This window comes from Brachybacterium sacelli, from assembly GCF_017876545.1.
GTDB lineage: Bacteria > Actinomycetota > Actinomycetes > Actinomycetales > Dermabacteraceae > Brachybacterium > Brachybacterium sacelli.
On sequence record NZ_JAGIOD010000002.1, the window covers coordinates 725,193 to 741,091 of the forward strand.

A 15,899-nucleotide genomic window follows, 5' to 3' on the forward strand; every position below is an offset into this window, starting at 1 on the left:
CCGCTCACAGGATCGCGCGCAGCCCGGGGAGCTTCTTGCCGAGGAGGGTGACGGCGAAGGCCGCGAGCGCGACCAGCGCGATCAACCCGCACACGGAGAGGACGGAATCCTCGCGCCACCCCAGCTCGCGCAGGGCCACGAGGATCGCGAAGTGCACCAGGAACACGCCGAAGGTGGCGTCGCCGGCGGTGCGCAGCAGCCGCTCCGCTCGCGGGCGGGCGGTCCAGTCGCGCCCCAGTCCCATCAGCGCGATCACCAGTGCCAGGGACAGCAGCATCACCGTCGGCGCCACGTAGGTGGGCAGCAGGACCTGGCCGGGCGGGGTGTCCGTGGTCCGGGACAGGTACGCCCACACGGTCGCCACCGCCGCCGCCGGCGCCGTCACCAGCAGCAGCGCCAGCGCCCCTCGCCGGCCCACCGGAGCCGTCCACGCCGCGCGTCCCAGCACGTAGTAGCCGATGAACGGCAGGAAATAGGTCAGGATCCCCATCTCCAGCGGCACCAGCGGCTCCCGGAGGAGCCCCGCCGACAGCGTCGGGACCGCCATGACGACGAGGGCCCAGCCGGCCGCCACGCCGCCGCAGATCCACGCCCGGCGCCCGGAGTCGCCGATGTAGGCGGCGATCACCGGGGTGATCACGGTCAGCCCGAGGATCAGCGGCAGGAAGTACAGGTGGGGGTAGGAGGAAGCGGTCAGCAGGTCCGCGGCCTCCTGGCGCCACTCCAACGGCTCGCCGGCCAGTCCGAGCCCCATCACCACGACGTAGAAGGCGGTCCACACGATGGTGGCCGGCACCAGTCGGCGCAGCCGTCGGCCCAGGAACCGGGCCGAGCCGTGGCGCATCGCCGCGGGGGCGAGGTTCAGCGCCCCCGAGATCATGATGAAGGCGGGCACTGTCGTGGCCAGCAGCGAGCGCAGAGCGTACATCGCGACGCCGGAGCCGGGGTCGAGGTGGTCGGCGATCACGTGCACGCAGACCACCCCGAGCACCGCGACGATCCGGATCACGTCCAGCAGCGGGGAGTACCGACGCGGCCGTGGTGCGGGGTCAGGCGGGGTCATAGCTCCCGTCTCCCGGGTCACAGTCGATCTCGATCATGCGGGAATGGCCCGTCTCGAACAGCACCGTGCCCAGGTCCGCGCCGGCGAAGTTGACCGAGTCGGAGGTCTTGTGCCGGTTGTACGGCATCAGCTCCTGATAGACGTAGGCGATCCCGTTCTCCTCCAGCAGACGGCAGTCCGCGGGATTCGTCGCGGCGTTCTCGGTGGCGTAGATCAGGTCGCGGTCGAGGTCCGTGTAGGCCATCCCGGCCACCGGCAGCCGCACGTCCTGCCCGAACAGCGCGTACAGATGCGCCGCTCCGGAGAACGGGCTGGCCAGCACGGTGCCGTCGGGATCCATCTGCGGCACGTGCTGCTCGAACAGGGCGCGCTCGTCGGCCTGCAGGAAGCGGCCGCGCCCCGGATAGTCCGCGGCGAGATTCTTGGCGGCATTGTCCGTGCGGGCGGGGATCGAGGCCAGGGTCGCGAGGACGGCGGCGACCACCAGCACGGCCGTCACCGCCGAGGGGCCCCGCCGGCTCGGTCGGTCCTCGCGGCGCCGGCCCAACAGGCGGGCCCAGACCTGCAGGCCCGGCACCACCAGCACGGCTGACAGCATTGCCAGCGGCATCGAGACCCGGTCCTGGCCGCGGTAGTACAGGGCAGACAGGTTCAGCGGCGAGTCCAGCGCCGCATCGAGGTAGATCACCGCGATCACCAGCCAGGCGACCGCCGCCCAGCGCTGCGGAGCCGAGCGGAAGGAGGCGACCAGCCCTGGCCACCACAGCACGGCGATCACCACGCCCAGGGCCATCGGCCACACCGTGTGCAGCCCCAGCAGCACCTCCCCGAGGGCGAGCCACCACGACACCTCGAGGCCCCCGTTGAACCCGGTCACGTCCGAGCCCAGCGGCGTGTACGACAGCAGCGCGACCGGCAGCAGGGCGAGCACGGGCACCGCGATCAGGGCGGGGCGGCGCCGCCACCACGGCAGCGCGGTCACGGCGGTCAGCACCGCCAGCAGGATCAGGGCCGTGACCGCGACGTTCGGGTGCGTGAGCCCCAGCCCCGCGCCCGCGGAGCCGATGACGAGCACGGCCGCGATCGCCGGGCGCGCGGTCGTGCCCGGCAGCAGCGCGGTCCATAGGGCGGACGCGGCGGCCAGCGCCCCCGGCAGCGCGGCGAAGGCGCTGAGGTTCGGGACGGGGGAGAGGTGGATCCAGAGGTCCAGCGGCGTCGCCGGGATCACGGCCGCGGTGACGGCGGCGGCGAAGGGCGCCCACGGCACCTCGGCGAACAGGGTGCGGGCCAGCAGCGCGATGCCGAGGATCCAGGGGGTCACGGCCAGGGCCAGCACGGTCGCGTTCAGCAAGGTGGCGGTGGGGACGCCGGGGACCAGGGCCGCCAGAGCATGGAACGCCGCCGGGTAGAACGTCGGATCGCCCTCGGTGTTCGAGACCGCCCCGACCTGGAGGCTCGAGGCGATACCGGTCTCCCGGATCCGCTGCAGCGCCGAGAGGTGGTATAGCGTGTCCCAGCGCTCGAGCACGGCGTCGGGGCGGCCGGCCTGCACGGCGATGGGGGCGATGGCGATGGCGACGGCTCCGCCGATCCAGGCGGCCCCGCCGGGCACGGCGCGCCGCGGCGACAGAGGACCGTCGAGCACGGTCGAGGGCAGTGACACACCCAGACGGCGCAGCCCGTAGGCGACGGCGACGAGCAGCGCGGCACCGAGCAGGAAGGGCAGCAGGGACCAGGGGATCCCGACCAGCGCGGCGAGGATCGCGCTGATGCCGGCGATCGCGGCGGCCAGCGCCGGGCCCAGCGCGAGGGACAGCAGGTGCGAACCGCCGAGCATCCGGACGGCGGCGTACCCGGGCAGGTACGCCGCCGCCAGGACGACGAGGATCGCCAGGACGAGGGCGGCCAGCGCGGTCATCCGTCCCGACGGCCCAGAGCCGCGGCGCGGTACTCGGCGGGAGGCGGCGCCTCGTCGAGCGCGAGCCGCCGCGCGAGGTAGGTGGTGCGCTTCTCGGCCGCTTTGGTGCGGGCCTCCTGCAGGGCGAGGAAGCCCAGCAGCACCAGCACCGTCGCGTACAGCAGCAGATCGGCCCCACGGCCGACGCCCACGAGATTCGCCACTCGGGTCAGCACGCTCGGGAACAGCACGGTCACCACCGCGAACATCGCGAAGGCGATGATCAGCAGACGGCGCACGGCGAGCTGCTTGGCCCCCCGCTTGGCGAACAGCCACCCGATGATCGCCACGATGCCCAGCACCAGCAGCAGCTGGATGATGAAGGTGCGGCTGCCGACCCCGAGGTCGGGCCCGAGGGCGTGGATCAGCTCGTGCTCACCCATCGGCTCAGGCCTCCTCGGCCTGCTGATGGGTGGAGGCGGAGCCGTCGCCGAGGACGAGGCGGGGGGTGCCGGCCCAGTTGCCGGCGGTGGTGATGTTGCGGCCGTCGATGAGGAGCTTGAGACCGGGCACGTCGCCGGCGGCGAGCTCGGCGTACTCGGGATGGTTGGTCTGGACGATCACCAGGTCGGCGGCCTCGCCCAGGTGGTACGGGGCCCAGCCGTAGCCGGCCAGTTCCTCGTCGTCGTAGTAGGTGTCGTGGACCGCGACCTCGGCGCCGTGCTCACGCAGCGCCTCGACCACGGGGAACACCCCCGAGAACGCGGTCTCCTTCACCCCGGTGCGGTAGGAGGCGCCGAGGACCACGGCCTTCAGACCGGTCAGGTCGCCGAGCAGGTTCGCGGCCCGCTCCACCAGGCGCGCGGGCACCGAGGCGTTCAGGGTGCGGGCGGTGCGGACCGTCTCCGCGCGGGGATCGGTCGAGAGATACAGGCGCGGGTAGACCGGGATGCAGTGCCCGCCGACGGCGATGCCGGGCTGGTGGATGTGGGAGTAGGGCTGGGAGTTGGAGGCCTCGATCACCTTGTACACGTCGATCCCGTTGTCCTGTGCGAACAGCGCGAATTCGTTGGCCAGGCCGATGTTGACGTCCCGGTAGGTGGTCTCGGCCAGCTTGGCCAGCTCGGAGGCCTCCGGAGAGCCCAGGTCCCACACCCCGTTGGGGCGCTTCAGATCCGGGCGCTCGTCGAAGGTCAGCGCCGACTCGTAGAAGGCGCGGGCCCGGGCCGTGCCCTCTTCGGACAGTGCCCCGATCAGCTTGGGGTACTTGCGCAGGTCCTCGAACACGCGCCCGGTCAGCACCCGTTCGGGGGAGAACACCGCGAAGAAGTCCTCCGACTCCTTCAGGGAGGAGATCTCCTCGATCATCGGGGTGAAACGCCCCCGCAGCGTGCCCACCGGCAGGGTCGTCTCGTAGGAGACCAGGGTGCCGGGGGTGATGTGCTCGGCGAGCGATCTGGTGGCCGCATCCATCCACGCGAAGTCCGGTTCCCAGGTGGCGTCGTCCACGAACAGGGGCACCACGATCACGATCGCGTCCGCGCCCGGGATCGCCTCGGCGTACTCCGTGGTGGCGCGCAGCCTCCCGCTCGGCACCAGCTCGGTGAGCTTGTCCTGGAGATGGGCCTCGCCGGGGAACGGCTCGGTGGCCTGATTGATCAGCTCCACCTGGCGCGGATTCACGTCGACCCCGATCACCTCATGGCCCGCGTCCGCGAACTGCACTGCCAGTGGCAGACCGATCTTCCCCAGGGCGACGACAGCAGTCTTCACAGCGAACTTCCTCCTCGTCAGACGCCGCATCCGGCGTCGTGTGCGCGATGATGACCACCAGTGGCGGCCCACCGTGACAGGGTATCCTCATCGGCGGCTGACGAGCGTCGCCCCGCGCCGCTCGGAGGCCGCCCCGGCACCCCGCGGCGGACACCCCAGAAGGAGAGCCCATGAGCACCCCCGAGCCCGTGAGCGACCCGGACGCGGAGGCGGCGTCCCCCGGAGCCGAGAACACCTGGTTCGTGGTCCCCCTGTTCAACGAGGGGCCGGTCGTCGGGGAGGTCATCCGCGCGCTGCGCCGGCGTTATCCGCTGGTGGTCTGCGTGGACGACGGCAGCATGGACGACTCGGCGATGATCGCCGAGGAGGCCGGTGCCGCGGTCGTGCGCCACCCCTACAACATGGGCCAGGGCGCCGCGCTGAAGACCGGCATCGACTACGCGCTGCGCGACCCGGACATGCGCCAGGTCGTGACCTTCGACTCCGATGGCCAGCACCAGGTCGACGACGCCGCCTCGATGATCGCGCTGCGCGACGACGAGGGGGTGGACATCGTCCTGGGCTCGCGCTTCCTCGACGCGCGCACCAAGCCCGGGCTGCTCAAGCGGGCCGTGCTGCGCGGCGCGGTCTGGTACTCGAACCTCACCAGCGGGGTGAAGCTCTCCGACGCCCACAACGGACTGCGGGTCCTCGGCCGCGAGGCCTGCCGGAAGATCGCCATCGAGCAGAACCGGATGGCGCACGCCTCGGAGATCGTCGAGGAGATCGGCCGTCACCGCCTCACCGTGCGGGAGCACCCGGTGCACATCCTGTACACCGACTACTCCCGCTCCAAGGGTCAGTCGATGCTGAACTCGGTGAACATCGTCATCGACATGCTGTTCCGCTGACCGATCCGCCGCCCTGGACGTTCCCGCGGGAACGTCCGCAGATGTCATCGACAGTTCTCACGCTCGTCACCCGGCGCTCTCCCCGGTGACGTCCTCGAGGTGCTCCGCGAGCTGCGGATGACCGCCGTGGTGCGCCCATCCTGCCGCGGTGGCGTGGTGGGTCGTATCGAGGAGGGACGGATCCGCGCCCAGCTCCAGAAGCAGATCGACCACTGTCGTCTCACCACGCACCGCCGCCTCGTGCAGCGCCGTCGTGCCCCGGAGCGCGTCGACGTCGAAGCCGAGGTCGACGCTCAGGAGCACCGCCTCGGGGCGGCTCCGGGCCGCCGCGCGCGCCACCAGGTCGCCGTGGTGACGCCGGCACTCCCGCAGGAGTGCGGCGTCGCCCGCCGCGAGCATCGCCGCCGGACGATCCGCGGACAGGACCGCGCCGACGAGGCGCTCCTGCGGCCCGACGGGGGAGATGTCGGCGCCGGCGCTCTCCCGCATCGCCGCCACCTCGTCGTTGCCGTGCAGCACGGCGCCCTCATAGGGGGAGCGCCCGCGGTACAGGGGGTGGGCGCTCGCCCGGTCCGGGTCGGTGCCCCGCCGCAGCAGCAGGTCCGCGCGGCGGGGCAGGCCCTGCTCCGCCGCGTGCTGCAGCGCGTCGGCGGCGATCTGCTCGGGGGCGGGATGACGACTGCCCAGACGGCGTCGCCACGGTCCGCCGTCCCCGCGACCGAGCCCGTGATCCAGCAGCAGCTCGAGGAAGTCGGTGTCGTCCCGGGCCGTCGCGTCACCGGCACCCCGGTTGTAGATCGTCTGGTTGTCGTTCGCCTCCGCGCCGGCGGCGAGCAGGACCTCGGCGAGGGCCAGGCCCGCGGGGTGCGAGGCGGATCGCTGCTCTCCACCCCCGAACACCCCGGTGAGGGCGGTGAAGGGGGAGGGGAGCCCGTCCCAGAGGAATCCTGCGTCGGGATCGGCGCCGTGGTGCAGCAGCAGCTTCGCCACGGCGAGATGATCCCCGCTGCCCGGGGGAAGGTGCCTCGGATCCACGCGGGCATAGGTGAGATACAGCAGGGGCGGCCAGGAAAAGGGTCCTCCCTCCCGGGAGGCGGCCGATGGATCCACCGCCAGGAACTCGCGCGCGGCTGACGGGTCCCCGAACGCCGCCGCGGCGAACAGGGAGTGACGAGGGGCCCGGGGATGCTCCTCGAGGGCACGGGCGGCCCGCTCGTGATCGACGCAGCGGTCGGTCGCATCGTGGAAGGCGACGAGTCGCAGCAGTTCGTCCGGCCCGGTGCCGGCGGCGACACCCTGCGGGCTGCGGCTGAGGCGACGGGCCTCGTCGAGGTGACGGCGCAGGGCGGGCCAGCTGGGCAGACCGTGGAGGCGGGCCACGCTCAGCTGCGCGTCCGCGAGCGGGAATCCGTGCGCTTCCGGGGTGTCGGCGCGGATCCCGTGAGCGCGTGGGTGATGCTCGCGCACGAGGGAGATCGCCTCGTCGTCCCCGGCGCGGACGAGGTCCCGCAGGGTCTTCGCGCGGCGCTTGAGCCGCTCGAGGTCAGGATGGTCCGGCAGGGGTTCGATCGGCACGGTGGCCTCCACTCCGAGCCCGCGGTCCGCAGCGTCGGGCGGGAGAGGAGACGGGTGTCCTCCTGCTCGTCCCCGGACGGGGCTGGGCCCCTTCCCGCGAACGGGCGGCGCGTCCGGAGCGCCGTGACCCACCCTACATCCGCTCCCGGGGTCGTTGCCGAGCCGCTCCGGATCGTCCGGTCAGCCTTCGTCGCCGCTCGCAGGGTCGGCCGAGCCGTCCTCGATGGAGCCGAAGAAGTCGGCGATGTCCTGGTCGTCCGTGAGGATCGCGACCCCGGAGTTCTCGGTCTGGAACTCCGGATCCTCGACCGGCATGGTCATGGTGCCATTGCCCATCGCGCTGCGCGCCGTCAGGGCCATGCGGGTGACGTCGATGATCCCGGTGCCCTCGCTGGTGACCAGTGAATCGGAGCCGGCGCCGGCCAGCTTCACGTGCCGCACCGGGTTCAGCAGGACCGACGGTGAGGTCACCCGCTCCATGAGGGACTCGATGAACTGCTGCTGACGCTGCTGGCGTCCGATGTCCGCGGTCGGGTCGAAGTATCGGGCGCGCACGAAGGCCAGCGCCTGCTCGCCGCCGACGTCGTGACAGCCCTCGGTCATCGACAGCCCGGACTTCTCGTCGTCGACGTCCTGGTCGATGCACAGGTTCACATGGCCGACCGCGTCGACCATGCCGGAGACGCCGTCGAAGCCGATCTCCACGTAGTGGTCCACCGCCAGCCCGGTGAAGTCCTCGACGGTCTCGACCAGCAGCGGGGCACCGCCGAAGGAGTAGGCGGCGTTGAGCTTGTACCCGCCGTAGCCGGGGATGTCGACGAGGGTGTCGCGGGGGAGGGAGACCATGTAGCTGTTCCCGCCCGGCGCCTTGTGCAGGAGCATGATCGTGTCGGTGCGCGCACCCTCGGTGCCGTCGTCGCCGACCGAGTCCCCGCCGCGGCGGTCGGATCCGGCGATGAGATAGGTGGTGCCGGGCGTGTTCTCCGCCTCCGACAGGGCATCGACGTGCTCGATGCGGCTGTCGGCCCACAGCACCAGACCCGCACCCCAGCCCACCACGATCACCAGGACCAGGACCAGGAGCGTCGCCCCCAACCGCACGGGCCGGGGGATCCGGGAGCGGCGGCGTGGCCGGCGACCGGGATCAGGGGGCGGGCCGGCCGGACCGCCGGGGCCCCACCCTCCGCCGTATCCTCCGTAGCCGTCGTCGGCGCCGTATCCGGCGTTCTGCCCGCGGGCGACGGGACGCTGCTCGGAGACGGGCAGCGGACGGGTGGGAGCGGGGCCCGCAGCCCCGGTGGGTCGTCCTGGGGACGCGCCCGGCACGGGGCGGGCGCTGCCTCCGGCGCGCGCTCGATGACCGGCAGGACGACGGGGCCCTCCCGGCCGCGGGGAGCGCGGCGGCAGGTGATCGCTCACAGCTGTCTCCTTCCCGGCCACAGGGTCCGGAGGTGGGTACGGCGAACGACAGAGTAGTCCCCCGAGAGGTCCGCGCGTGGTGCGGCGCGGCACACTCCCTCCCTCCTGCGTAGAACCTCCCGCGAACCTTCACACCTCGTCCAGCGCCGGTCAGCGTCCTGCCATCGGGCCCTCCGTACACTGGGAGGCGAGCCGCCGAGGCGGCCACGACCATCCGCAGGAGACGCCGTGACCCATTCCGCACCCGCAGGCGGTTCGACGCCGCAGCCCGGGACCGCTCACCCCGATGCCGACTCGGCGCGAGTCGTCGCCGTGGTCGTGACCTACAACCGCGAGGACCTGCTGCGCGAGTGCCTCGACGCCCTCGAGGCCCAGGAGCGCCGGCCCGACGCCGTGGTCGTGATCGACAACGCCTCCAGCGATGCCAGCGGCGAGATCGCCGACGTGCATCAGATCGGGGCCGATGTCGTCCACCTGCACCGCAACGTCGGGGGAGCGGGAGGTTTCGCGACCGGCGTGGCGCGCGCCCTGGTCCGGCACGACGCCGACTGGGTGTGGCTGATGGACGACGACACCATCCCGCGGCCCGGGGCGCTCGCCGCGCTGGTGCGCACCCTCGAGAACTCGCCGGTGCGCCTGAGCGTGCTCAGCTCGCGGGCGGTGTGGACCGACGGCCGCGACCACCCCATGAACACCCAGCGCATCCGGCTCGGCGCGAGCGCCGCGGAGAAGCGGGACGCCGCCCAGGCCGGCGGCCGGCCCATCCGTACCGCCAGCTACGTCTCCGCCCTGCTGAACGGTCAGGACGTGCGGCGGCTCGGACTGCCCTACGCGGACTACTTCATCTGGTCCGACGACTTCGAGCACACCGGTCGTCTGCTGCGCCACGGTCGCGGACTGCAGGTGCCCGCCTCCGTGGTCGAGCACCGCACGGTCGCCTTCAGCAATGCGCAGACCAGCCCCGGATCCCGCTTCTACTTCGACGTGCGCAACCGCCTGTGGGCGCTGCTGCGGACGACGTCCTTCAGCCCGCTGGAGCGGCTCCTGTACGGCGGTCGGACCGTGCTCGGCTGGGCCGGGCAGCTGGCGCGCCATCGCGGCAGCCTGCTGGGCATCGGGGTGCGGGGGCTGCTCGCGGCGCTGCGCCGGGGGCCGCGTCCCTCACCCACCGTGCTCGCGTCCGAGGGAGAGGCCGCGGCAGACGTGCGCGCGATCGAGCGGGCGGCCGGACGGTGAACGCCCCGCGGTCCGCGCCTGGGACGGAGAGCCCTGCCGCGCCGTTCGTCGTGCTCATGCCCCTGTGGAAGCGTGACCTCCCCGAGCGGGTCGAGGCGGCGATCGCCTCCGCCACCCTCGAGCAGCAGCTGCCTCCCGACCTGCTGATCCTCACCGTCGACGGCCCGGTCACCGCCGAGCTGGACGCCCTGATCGCTCGCGTGGAGGACGGCGACTTCGGCCCGGCCCGGGTGCTGCGTCACCGCAGTCATCGGGGTGTGGCCTCCGCGTTGCAGGACGGTCTGGAGGCCTCGCCCCACGAGCTGGTCGCCCGGGCCGATGCCGACGACCTCTGCCGGCCCGAGCGCTTCGCCCTGCAGATCCCGGCCATGAGCGGTCCTCCCGCCCTGGACCTGATGGGCGGCGCGATGCGAGAGTTCAGCGATCACGTCGCGCCCGGGGACGGACCGCGACGCACCCGTCCGCTCGTGCACGACGAGATCGTCGCGTACCTCCCTCACCACAGTCCCTTCCACCACCCCACCATCGTGCTGCGCCGCTCCGTGGCCCTCGCCGTGGGCGGCTACCGCGACCTCCCGCTGCTGGAGGACTACTGGCTCTGGGAGCGGATGATGCTCGGCGGAGCCCGGATGGGGAACCTCGCCGAGGTGGTCGTCGACTACCGCGTGGACGACGAGCTGTTCGCCCGACGCGGCGGCTGGCGACTTTTCGCGAGCGACGTGCGGCTGCAGCGCCACATGGTGCTGGACCGGGTCACCAGTCCGGGTCTGTTCCTGCGCAATCTCGCCCTGCGGGGCATCTACCGTCTCGCACCGGGGTGGCTGCGACGGTTCGGATACCGCACGTTCATCGAGAAGACGGCGTGAGCACCGCCACACCTGCAGGTCCACCACCATCCTGTAACCAGGAGTTTCCTTTGCTCCGCTACGGTGATCGAGTCCCCGGCGGACTCTCCGCACGCATCGAAAGGACCCTCTGTGTCGACTCCTGACCTCCTGATCGTGGGCTCCGGCCTGTTCGGCCTGACCATCGCCGAGCGCGCGGTCGCCGAGCACGGCGCGAAGGTGACCCTCATCGATCGGCGTCCCCACCTCGGCGGCAATGCGTACTCGGAGGCGGATCCGGTCACCGGGATCGAGGTCCACAAGTACGGTGCGCACCTGTTCCACACCTCGAACCCGCGGGTCTGGGAGTACGTGAACGGATTCACCGACTTCACCGGCTACCGGCACACGGTGTACACGACCCACCAGGGCGTGGTGTACCCGATGCCGATCAATCTCGGCACCGTCAACCAGTTCTTCCGCGCTGCCTACACCCCCGACGAGGCCCGGGCGCTGATCACCGAGCAGGCCGGGGAGCTGGCCGGCACCGATCCGGAGAACCTCGACGAGAAGGGCATCTCCCTGATCGGGCGTCCGCTGTACGAGGCGTTCATCAAGAACTACACGGGCAAGCAGTGGCAGACCGACCCCAAGGAGCTGCCCGCCTCGATCATCTCCCGGCTCCCGGTGCGCTACACGTACAACAACCGGTACTTCAACGACACCCACGAGGGCCTGCCGACGCAGGGGTACACCGCGTGGCTGGAGCGGATGGCGGACAATCCGAACATCGAGGTCCAGCTCGAGACCGACTACTTCGACGCCTCGCAGCCGCTGAACAAGGACGCCGTGCGCGGGAACATCCCCGTGGTCTACACCGGTCCCATCGACCGGTACTTCGACTACCAGCAGGGTGAGCTGGGGTGGCGCACCATCGACCTGGAGACCGAGCACCTCGAGGTGGGCGACTTCCAGGGCACCTCGGTGATGAACTACGCCGACGCCGAGGTCCCCTACACCCGGATCATCGAGCCCCGCCACTTCCATCCCGAGCGGGACTATCCCACCGACCGCACGGTGATCCAGCGCGAGTACTCCCGTTTCGCGGAGTCCGGTGACGAGCCGTACTACCCCATCAACTCCGGTTCCGACCGCGAGACCCTGCTGGCCTACCGCGAGCTCGCCGACGCCGAGCCGAGGACCCTCTTCGGCGGCCGCCTGGGCACCTACCAGTACCTCGACATGCACATGGCGATCGGCTCCGCCCTGTCCATGGCGGACAACAAGCTGCCCGACCTGCTGCGGGCGTGAGCCGACCGCCCCGGTCGCGCATCGGCCGGGACATCCGAGAAGGGCCGACGAGGAGCATCATGAACGCCATCCCTGCCGCATCCGGCGGCACCGACGAGACCCCCGAGGTCCCGCCGCAGCGTCTGCTGCAGCGCCTGATCATGCCCCTGGAGGCCTCCCCGGACATCATCCCTCTGTACATCGAGGCGGAGGACGCCCGCTCCGGCGTCTCCGGCGGCGCCTTCGGGCTGGGCGGCCCGGACCGCACGGCCGAGGGGGGCGCCGCGGACACCCCGCGCCCCGCCTCCCATGTCCATGTGGACGCCACCGAGCTCGACGACCGCTACGCGGTGCGGATCCCGGCACGCTCCATGCGGTCCTTCGGCACCTACTTCAACGCCTTCCCGGCCAGCTACTGGCGACGCTGGACCCCGGTGCGCTCGATCCGTCTGAGCATCCGCACGGCAGGCAGCGGTCAGCTGGTCGTCATGCGCTCCACGGCGCGCGGGACGCTGCAGCGCCAGATGTCGCGCACCGTCGCGGGCGGTGCGACCGAGCACGTCTTCGACCTCCCCCTGAACGCCTTCGGCGACGGCGGCTGGTACTGGTTCGACGCCTACGCGGGGGACGAGGAGCTCACGATCCTGGGGGCCCGGTGGACGGCGGACGCCGACCTCGCCCGCACCGAGGGCAGCTTCTCGATCTCGATGACGACCATGAACAAGGTCCCCTACTGCCTCGACAACATCCGTGCCGTCGCGACGGACCCGGATCTTCGCGCGCTGCTGGACGTCATGTACGTGATCGACCAGGGCTCGGACCGGCTGCGGGACCACACGAACGAGCTCGCCGCGCTGCAGGAGGAGCTGGCCGGTCAGCTGCGGATCATCGAGCAGGGCAACATCGGCGGCAGCGGCGGCTTCTCCCGCGGCATGTACGAGGCCGCCACCGCCGGGGCCTCGACCTACGTGATGAACTGCGACGACGACATCGTCATCGAACCGGAGTCGCTGATCCGGATGACGACCTTCGCGGACTTCGCCACCCGGCCCACGATCGTCGGCGCCCACATGTTCGACCTCAACAACCGCTCCGTGCTGCACACCTTCGGCGAGGTCGTGGACCCGTGGCGGATCCAGCCCTCGCTGCCGGATCCCGCGGCGGTGCTGGGCCACGACTTCTCCCTCTCGCCGCTGCGCTCGACCCCGTGGCTGCACCGCCGCGCGGACGTGGACTACAACGGCTGGTGGAGCTGCCTGATCCCGACCGAGACGGTGCGCGCGATCGGCCTGAGCCTGCCGGTGTTCATCAAATGGGACGACGCCGAGTACGGCCTGCGCGCGAAGAAGGCCGGATATCCGACCGTGTCGCTCCCGGGCGCGGGCGTGTGGCACATGAGCTGGGTCGACAAGGACGACCTGGTGGGATGGCAGGCGTACTTCCATGAGCGCAACCGGATCATCACCGCGCTGCTGCACTCCCCGTACGAGCGCGGCGGCCGGGTGGTCAAGGAGTCCCAGTTCATGGACGTCAAGCACCTGATCTCCATGCAGTACTACACCGAGGCCGGGCGACTGATGGCCCAGCGGGACGTGCTCGACGGGCCGGAGGCGCTGCACCCGTCGATCGGTACCAAGCTGCCGCAGATCCGGTCGATGGCCGGCGACTTCGACGACGCCTCCGCGAAGAAGGATCCAGACCACTACCCGCCCGTCCACATCGACAAGCCGCCCCGCAAGGGCCGGCCATTCACCGAGCCGGCCCGGACGATGCTCCCGGCCTGGACCGTGAAGGTCCTGGCCAAGCAGCTGGTGAAGCCGCCGAAGGCCCGCTCCGAGGAGAATCCGCAGGCCGCGATCCCGCACATCGACGCGAAGTGGTGGCGGCTGTCGGCCTACGACAGTGCGCTGGTCTCCAATGCGGAGGGCACACAGGTCTCCTGGTACAAGCGGGACCCGCGTCAGGTCCGTTCGATGCTGGCCGGCGCGATCGGCGCGCACGTGGAGCTCCACCGCCGGTGGCCGGAGCTCCAGCGCGCCTACCGGCAGGCCGCCCAGCACATCACCTCCTTCGAGGCGTGGGAGCGGACCTTCGCCGAGAACCCCGCCCCGGTGCGCGACCGCGACCGGGAGGAGTCCGCTCCCGCCACGGGCGGCACAGGGACCGGGGACGCGACGGCGTGACCGCGGCAGGCCAGCACCCCACGGCGTCCTCGCCCTCCCGCGCCGAGCAGGCGCAGGGGTGGCGGGCACCGGGACAGGACGCCGGGTGGCTGAACCCGCTCCACGAGCGCTTCCTGCTCAAGCTCCTGGTGCGCAAGGAGCTCCGGGTGCGATATCGCGGCAGCGTGCTCGGCATGCTGTGGAGCTACGTGAAGCCCGCGGTGCAGTTCATCGTCTTCTACATCGCCCTCGGCGTCTTCCTGGAGCTGAACAAGGGCACCCCGGCCTACGCGGTGTACCTGTTCAGCGGCATCGTCGTGATCAACCTATTCGGAGAGGTGTTCGGCAATGCCACCCGGTCGATCACCGGGAACGCCCCGCTGGTCTCGAAGATCTATCTGCCCAGCCAGCTGTTCCCCTGGTCCAGCATGATCGTGGCACTGGTGCACTTCGTGCCCCAGCTGCTGGTGCTCGTGGTGGGGGCGCTCCTGTTCGGCTGGCTGCCCTCGCCCACCGCGCTGGTCGCCTTCGGGCTCGGCATGGTCATCCTGCTGGTGTTCACCATGGGACTGGGGATGCTCACGGCGGCGTTGAACGCCGCCTTCCGGGACGTCGAGAACTTCGTGGACCTGATCGTCATGGTCGCCACCTGGCTGTCCCCGGTGCTGTACCGGATCACGATGGTGCAGGAGTCGATCGGCGGGACGTTCTGGTGGTGGGCGTACCAGCTGAACCCGCTGACGATCGTCGTGGAGCTGTTCCATGTCGCCTTCTGGCGGTACACGCCGGAGGTGGTGGAAGGGGTGGGGCTCGACCCGACTCTGACGGCTCCCGGTGAGCCCTTCGGCCTGTGGTGGGCCGGACTGCTGATCGCGGGGGCGACCTTCGTGCTCGGCACGATCGTGTTCGAGCACTCCAAGCGGCGCTTCGCGCAGGAACTGTGAGGTCAGCGCCATGATGAGTCCGAATCCGCAGGATGTTCCCGTCTCCGCCGCGGTCCCCACCGAGGTGGAGATGGTGCGCGTCCAGCACGTGACCAAGCAGTTCTCCCGGCGGCATGACCACTCCCTGAAGGAGCTGGTGTTCTCGGCGCTGCAGCGCAAGAAGCTCGCCGACACCTTCCTGGCGTTGGACGACGTGGACCTCACGGTGCACGCGGGGGAGACGGTGGGGCTGATCGGCTTCAACGGCTCGGGGAAGTCCACCCTGCTCAAGACGATCTCCGGGGTGCTGTTCCCGGATCGCGGTCGGGTGATGCTGCGCGGACGGGTGGCGGGGCTGATCGAGGTCGGTGCCGGGTTCCACCCCGATCTGTCGGGGCGCGAGAACGTCTTCCTCAACGGGGCGATCCTCGGCATGGGCCGGGAGCAGATCCAGGAGAGGTTCGAGGAGATCGTCGCCTTCAGCGAGATCGAGGAGTTCATCGACACCGAGGTGAAGTACTACAGCTCGGGGATGTTCCTGCGGCTCGCCTTCTCGGTGGCGGTGCACACCGACCCGGACATCTTCCTGGTCGACGAGATCCTCTCGGTGGGCGACGAGCCCTTCCAGCGCAAGTGCCTGGAGCGGATCCGTGAGCTCCAGGAGGCCGGGCGCACCATGGTCGTGGTCTCCCACGAGCTGGAGATGCTCGAGAAGCTGTGCACGCGCATCGTCGTGCTGCGGCGGGGCGGCATCGTCTTCGACGGGGACCCGAGCCAGGCCGTCGCCACCCTGCGCGCGGACTGAGCCGCACGGCGTGGCGGGCGCTGCCTGAGCGCCACGCCCTGA

Annotated in this window: 13 protein-coding genes; 7 read left to right on the top strand and 6 right to left on the bottom strand. The window is 71.1% G+C overall.

All coding sequences use genetic code 11. The annotated features are described in order from the left end of the window. Positions 1-4: 4 nt before the first annotated feature. From JOF43_RS17460 to JOF43_RS17475, 4 genes are read right to left on the bottom strand one after another with little or no spacing between them, the layout of a single operon-like run. Positions 5-1,063, bottom strand: coding sequence for an acyltransferase (locus JOF43_RS17460; RefSeq protein WP_209904328.1), 1,059 nt, complete (start codon positions 1,061-1,063; stop codon positions 5-7). Then, a complete protein-coding gene (locus tag JOF43_RS17465; protein WP_209904329.1) occupies positions 1,050-2,981 on the bottom strand; it encodes a DUF6541 family protein in 1,932 nt (643 codons plus the stop codon). Before JOF43_RS17465 ends, JOF43_RS17460 begins: the two co-directional genes overlap by 14 nt. Further along, positions 2,978-3,403, bottom strand: a complete 426-nt coding sequence (locus JOF43_RS17470; RefSeq protein WP_209904330.1) for a DUF2304 domain-containing protein — start codon at positions 3,401-3,403, stop codon at positions 2,978-2,980. Before JOF43_RS17470 ends, JOF43_RS17465 begins: the two co-directional genes overlap by 4 nt. A gap of 4 nt (positions 3,404-3,407) precedes the next feature. Continuing rightward, entirely contained in the window at positions 3,408-4,733 is a 1,326-nt protein-coding gene (locus JOF43_RS17475; protein WP_209904331.1) for a nucleotide sugar dehydrogenase, read from the bottom strand. Between the two features lie 170 nt (positions 4,734-4,903). Between JOF43_RS17475 and JOF43_RS17480 the strand changes: the two genes are divergently transcribed. Continuing rightward, complete coding sequence (locus JOF43_RS17480; protein WP_209904332.1) at positions 4,904-5,623, top strand: glycosyltransferase family 2 protein; 720 nt, start codon at positions 4,904-4,906, stop codon at positions 5,621-5,623. Positions 5,624-5,689: 66 nt separating this feature from the next. Here JOF43_RS17480 and JOF43_RS23205 read toward each other — a convergent pair whose 3' ends face one another. Both JOF43_RS23205 and JOF43_RS17490 read right to left on the bottom strand, forming a co-directional pair. Then, positions 5,690-7,198: a hypothetical protein gene (locus tag JOF43_RS23205; RefSeq protein WP_209904333.1), complete on the bottom strand. Its 1,509-nt coding sequence runs from the start codon at positions 7,196-7,198 to the stop codon at positions 5,690-5,692. 180 nt (positions 7,199-7,378) lie between these two features. After that, complete coding sequence (locus JOF43_RS17490; RefSeq protein WP_342592226.1) at positions 7,379-8,617, bottom strand: LCP family protein; 1,239 nt, start codon at positions 8,615-8,617, stop codon at positions 7,379-7,381. Between the two features lie 228 nt (positions 8,618-8,845). Between JOF43_RS17490 and JOF43_RS17495 the strand changes: the two genes are divergently transcribed. From JOF43_RS17495 to JOF43_RS17520, 6 genes are all read left to right on the top strand, one after another. Beyond that, complete coding sequence (locus JOF43_RS17495) at positions 8,846-9,853, top strand: glycosyltransferase family 2 protein (RefSeq protein WP_209904334.1); 1,008 nt, start codon at positions 8,846-8,848, stop codon at positions 9,851-9,853. Positions 9,854-9,909: 56 nt separating this feature from the next. Then, positions 9,910-10,719, top strand: coding sequence for a glycosyltransferase (locus JOF43_RS17500; protein ID WP_209904335.1), 810 nt, complete (start codon positions 9,910-9,912; stop codon positions 10,717-10,719). A 111-nt stretch (positions 10,720-10,830) separates the two neighbouring features. Further along, positions 10,831-11,988, top strand: coding sequence for a UDP-galactopyranose mutase (glf, locus tag JOF43_RS17505; protein ID WP_209904336.1), 1,158 nt, complete (start codon positions 10,831-10,833; stop codon positions 11,986-11,988). 59 nt (positions 11,989-12,047) lie between these two features. After that, on the top strand, positions 12,048-14,150 hold the full coding sequence (locus JOF43_RS17510) for a glycosyltransferase (RefSeq protein WP_209904337.1): 2,103 nt from the start codon (positions 12,048-12,050) through the stop codon (positions 14,148-14,150). Continuing rightward, on the top strand, positions 14,147-15,073 hold the full coding sequence (locus JOF43_RS17515) for an ABC transporter permease (RefSeq protein WP_209904338.1): 927 nt from the start codon (positions 14,147-14,149) through the stop codon (positions 15,071-15,073). The genes JOF43_RS17510 and JOF43_RS17515 overlap by 4 nt, the downstream gene beginning before the upstream one ends. Positions 15,074-15,086: 13 nt before the next feature. Beyond that, positions 15,087-15,857 carry an ABC transporter ATP-binding protein gene (locus JOF43_RS17520; RefSeq protein WP_209905379.1) on the top strand — a complete coding sequence of 257 codons (771 nt, stop codon included), beginning with the start codon at positions 15,087-15,089 and terminating at the stop codon, positions 15,855-15,857. Positions 15,858-15,899: the final 42 nt, after the last annotated feature.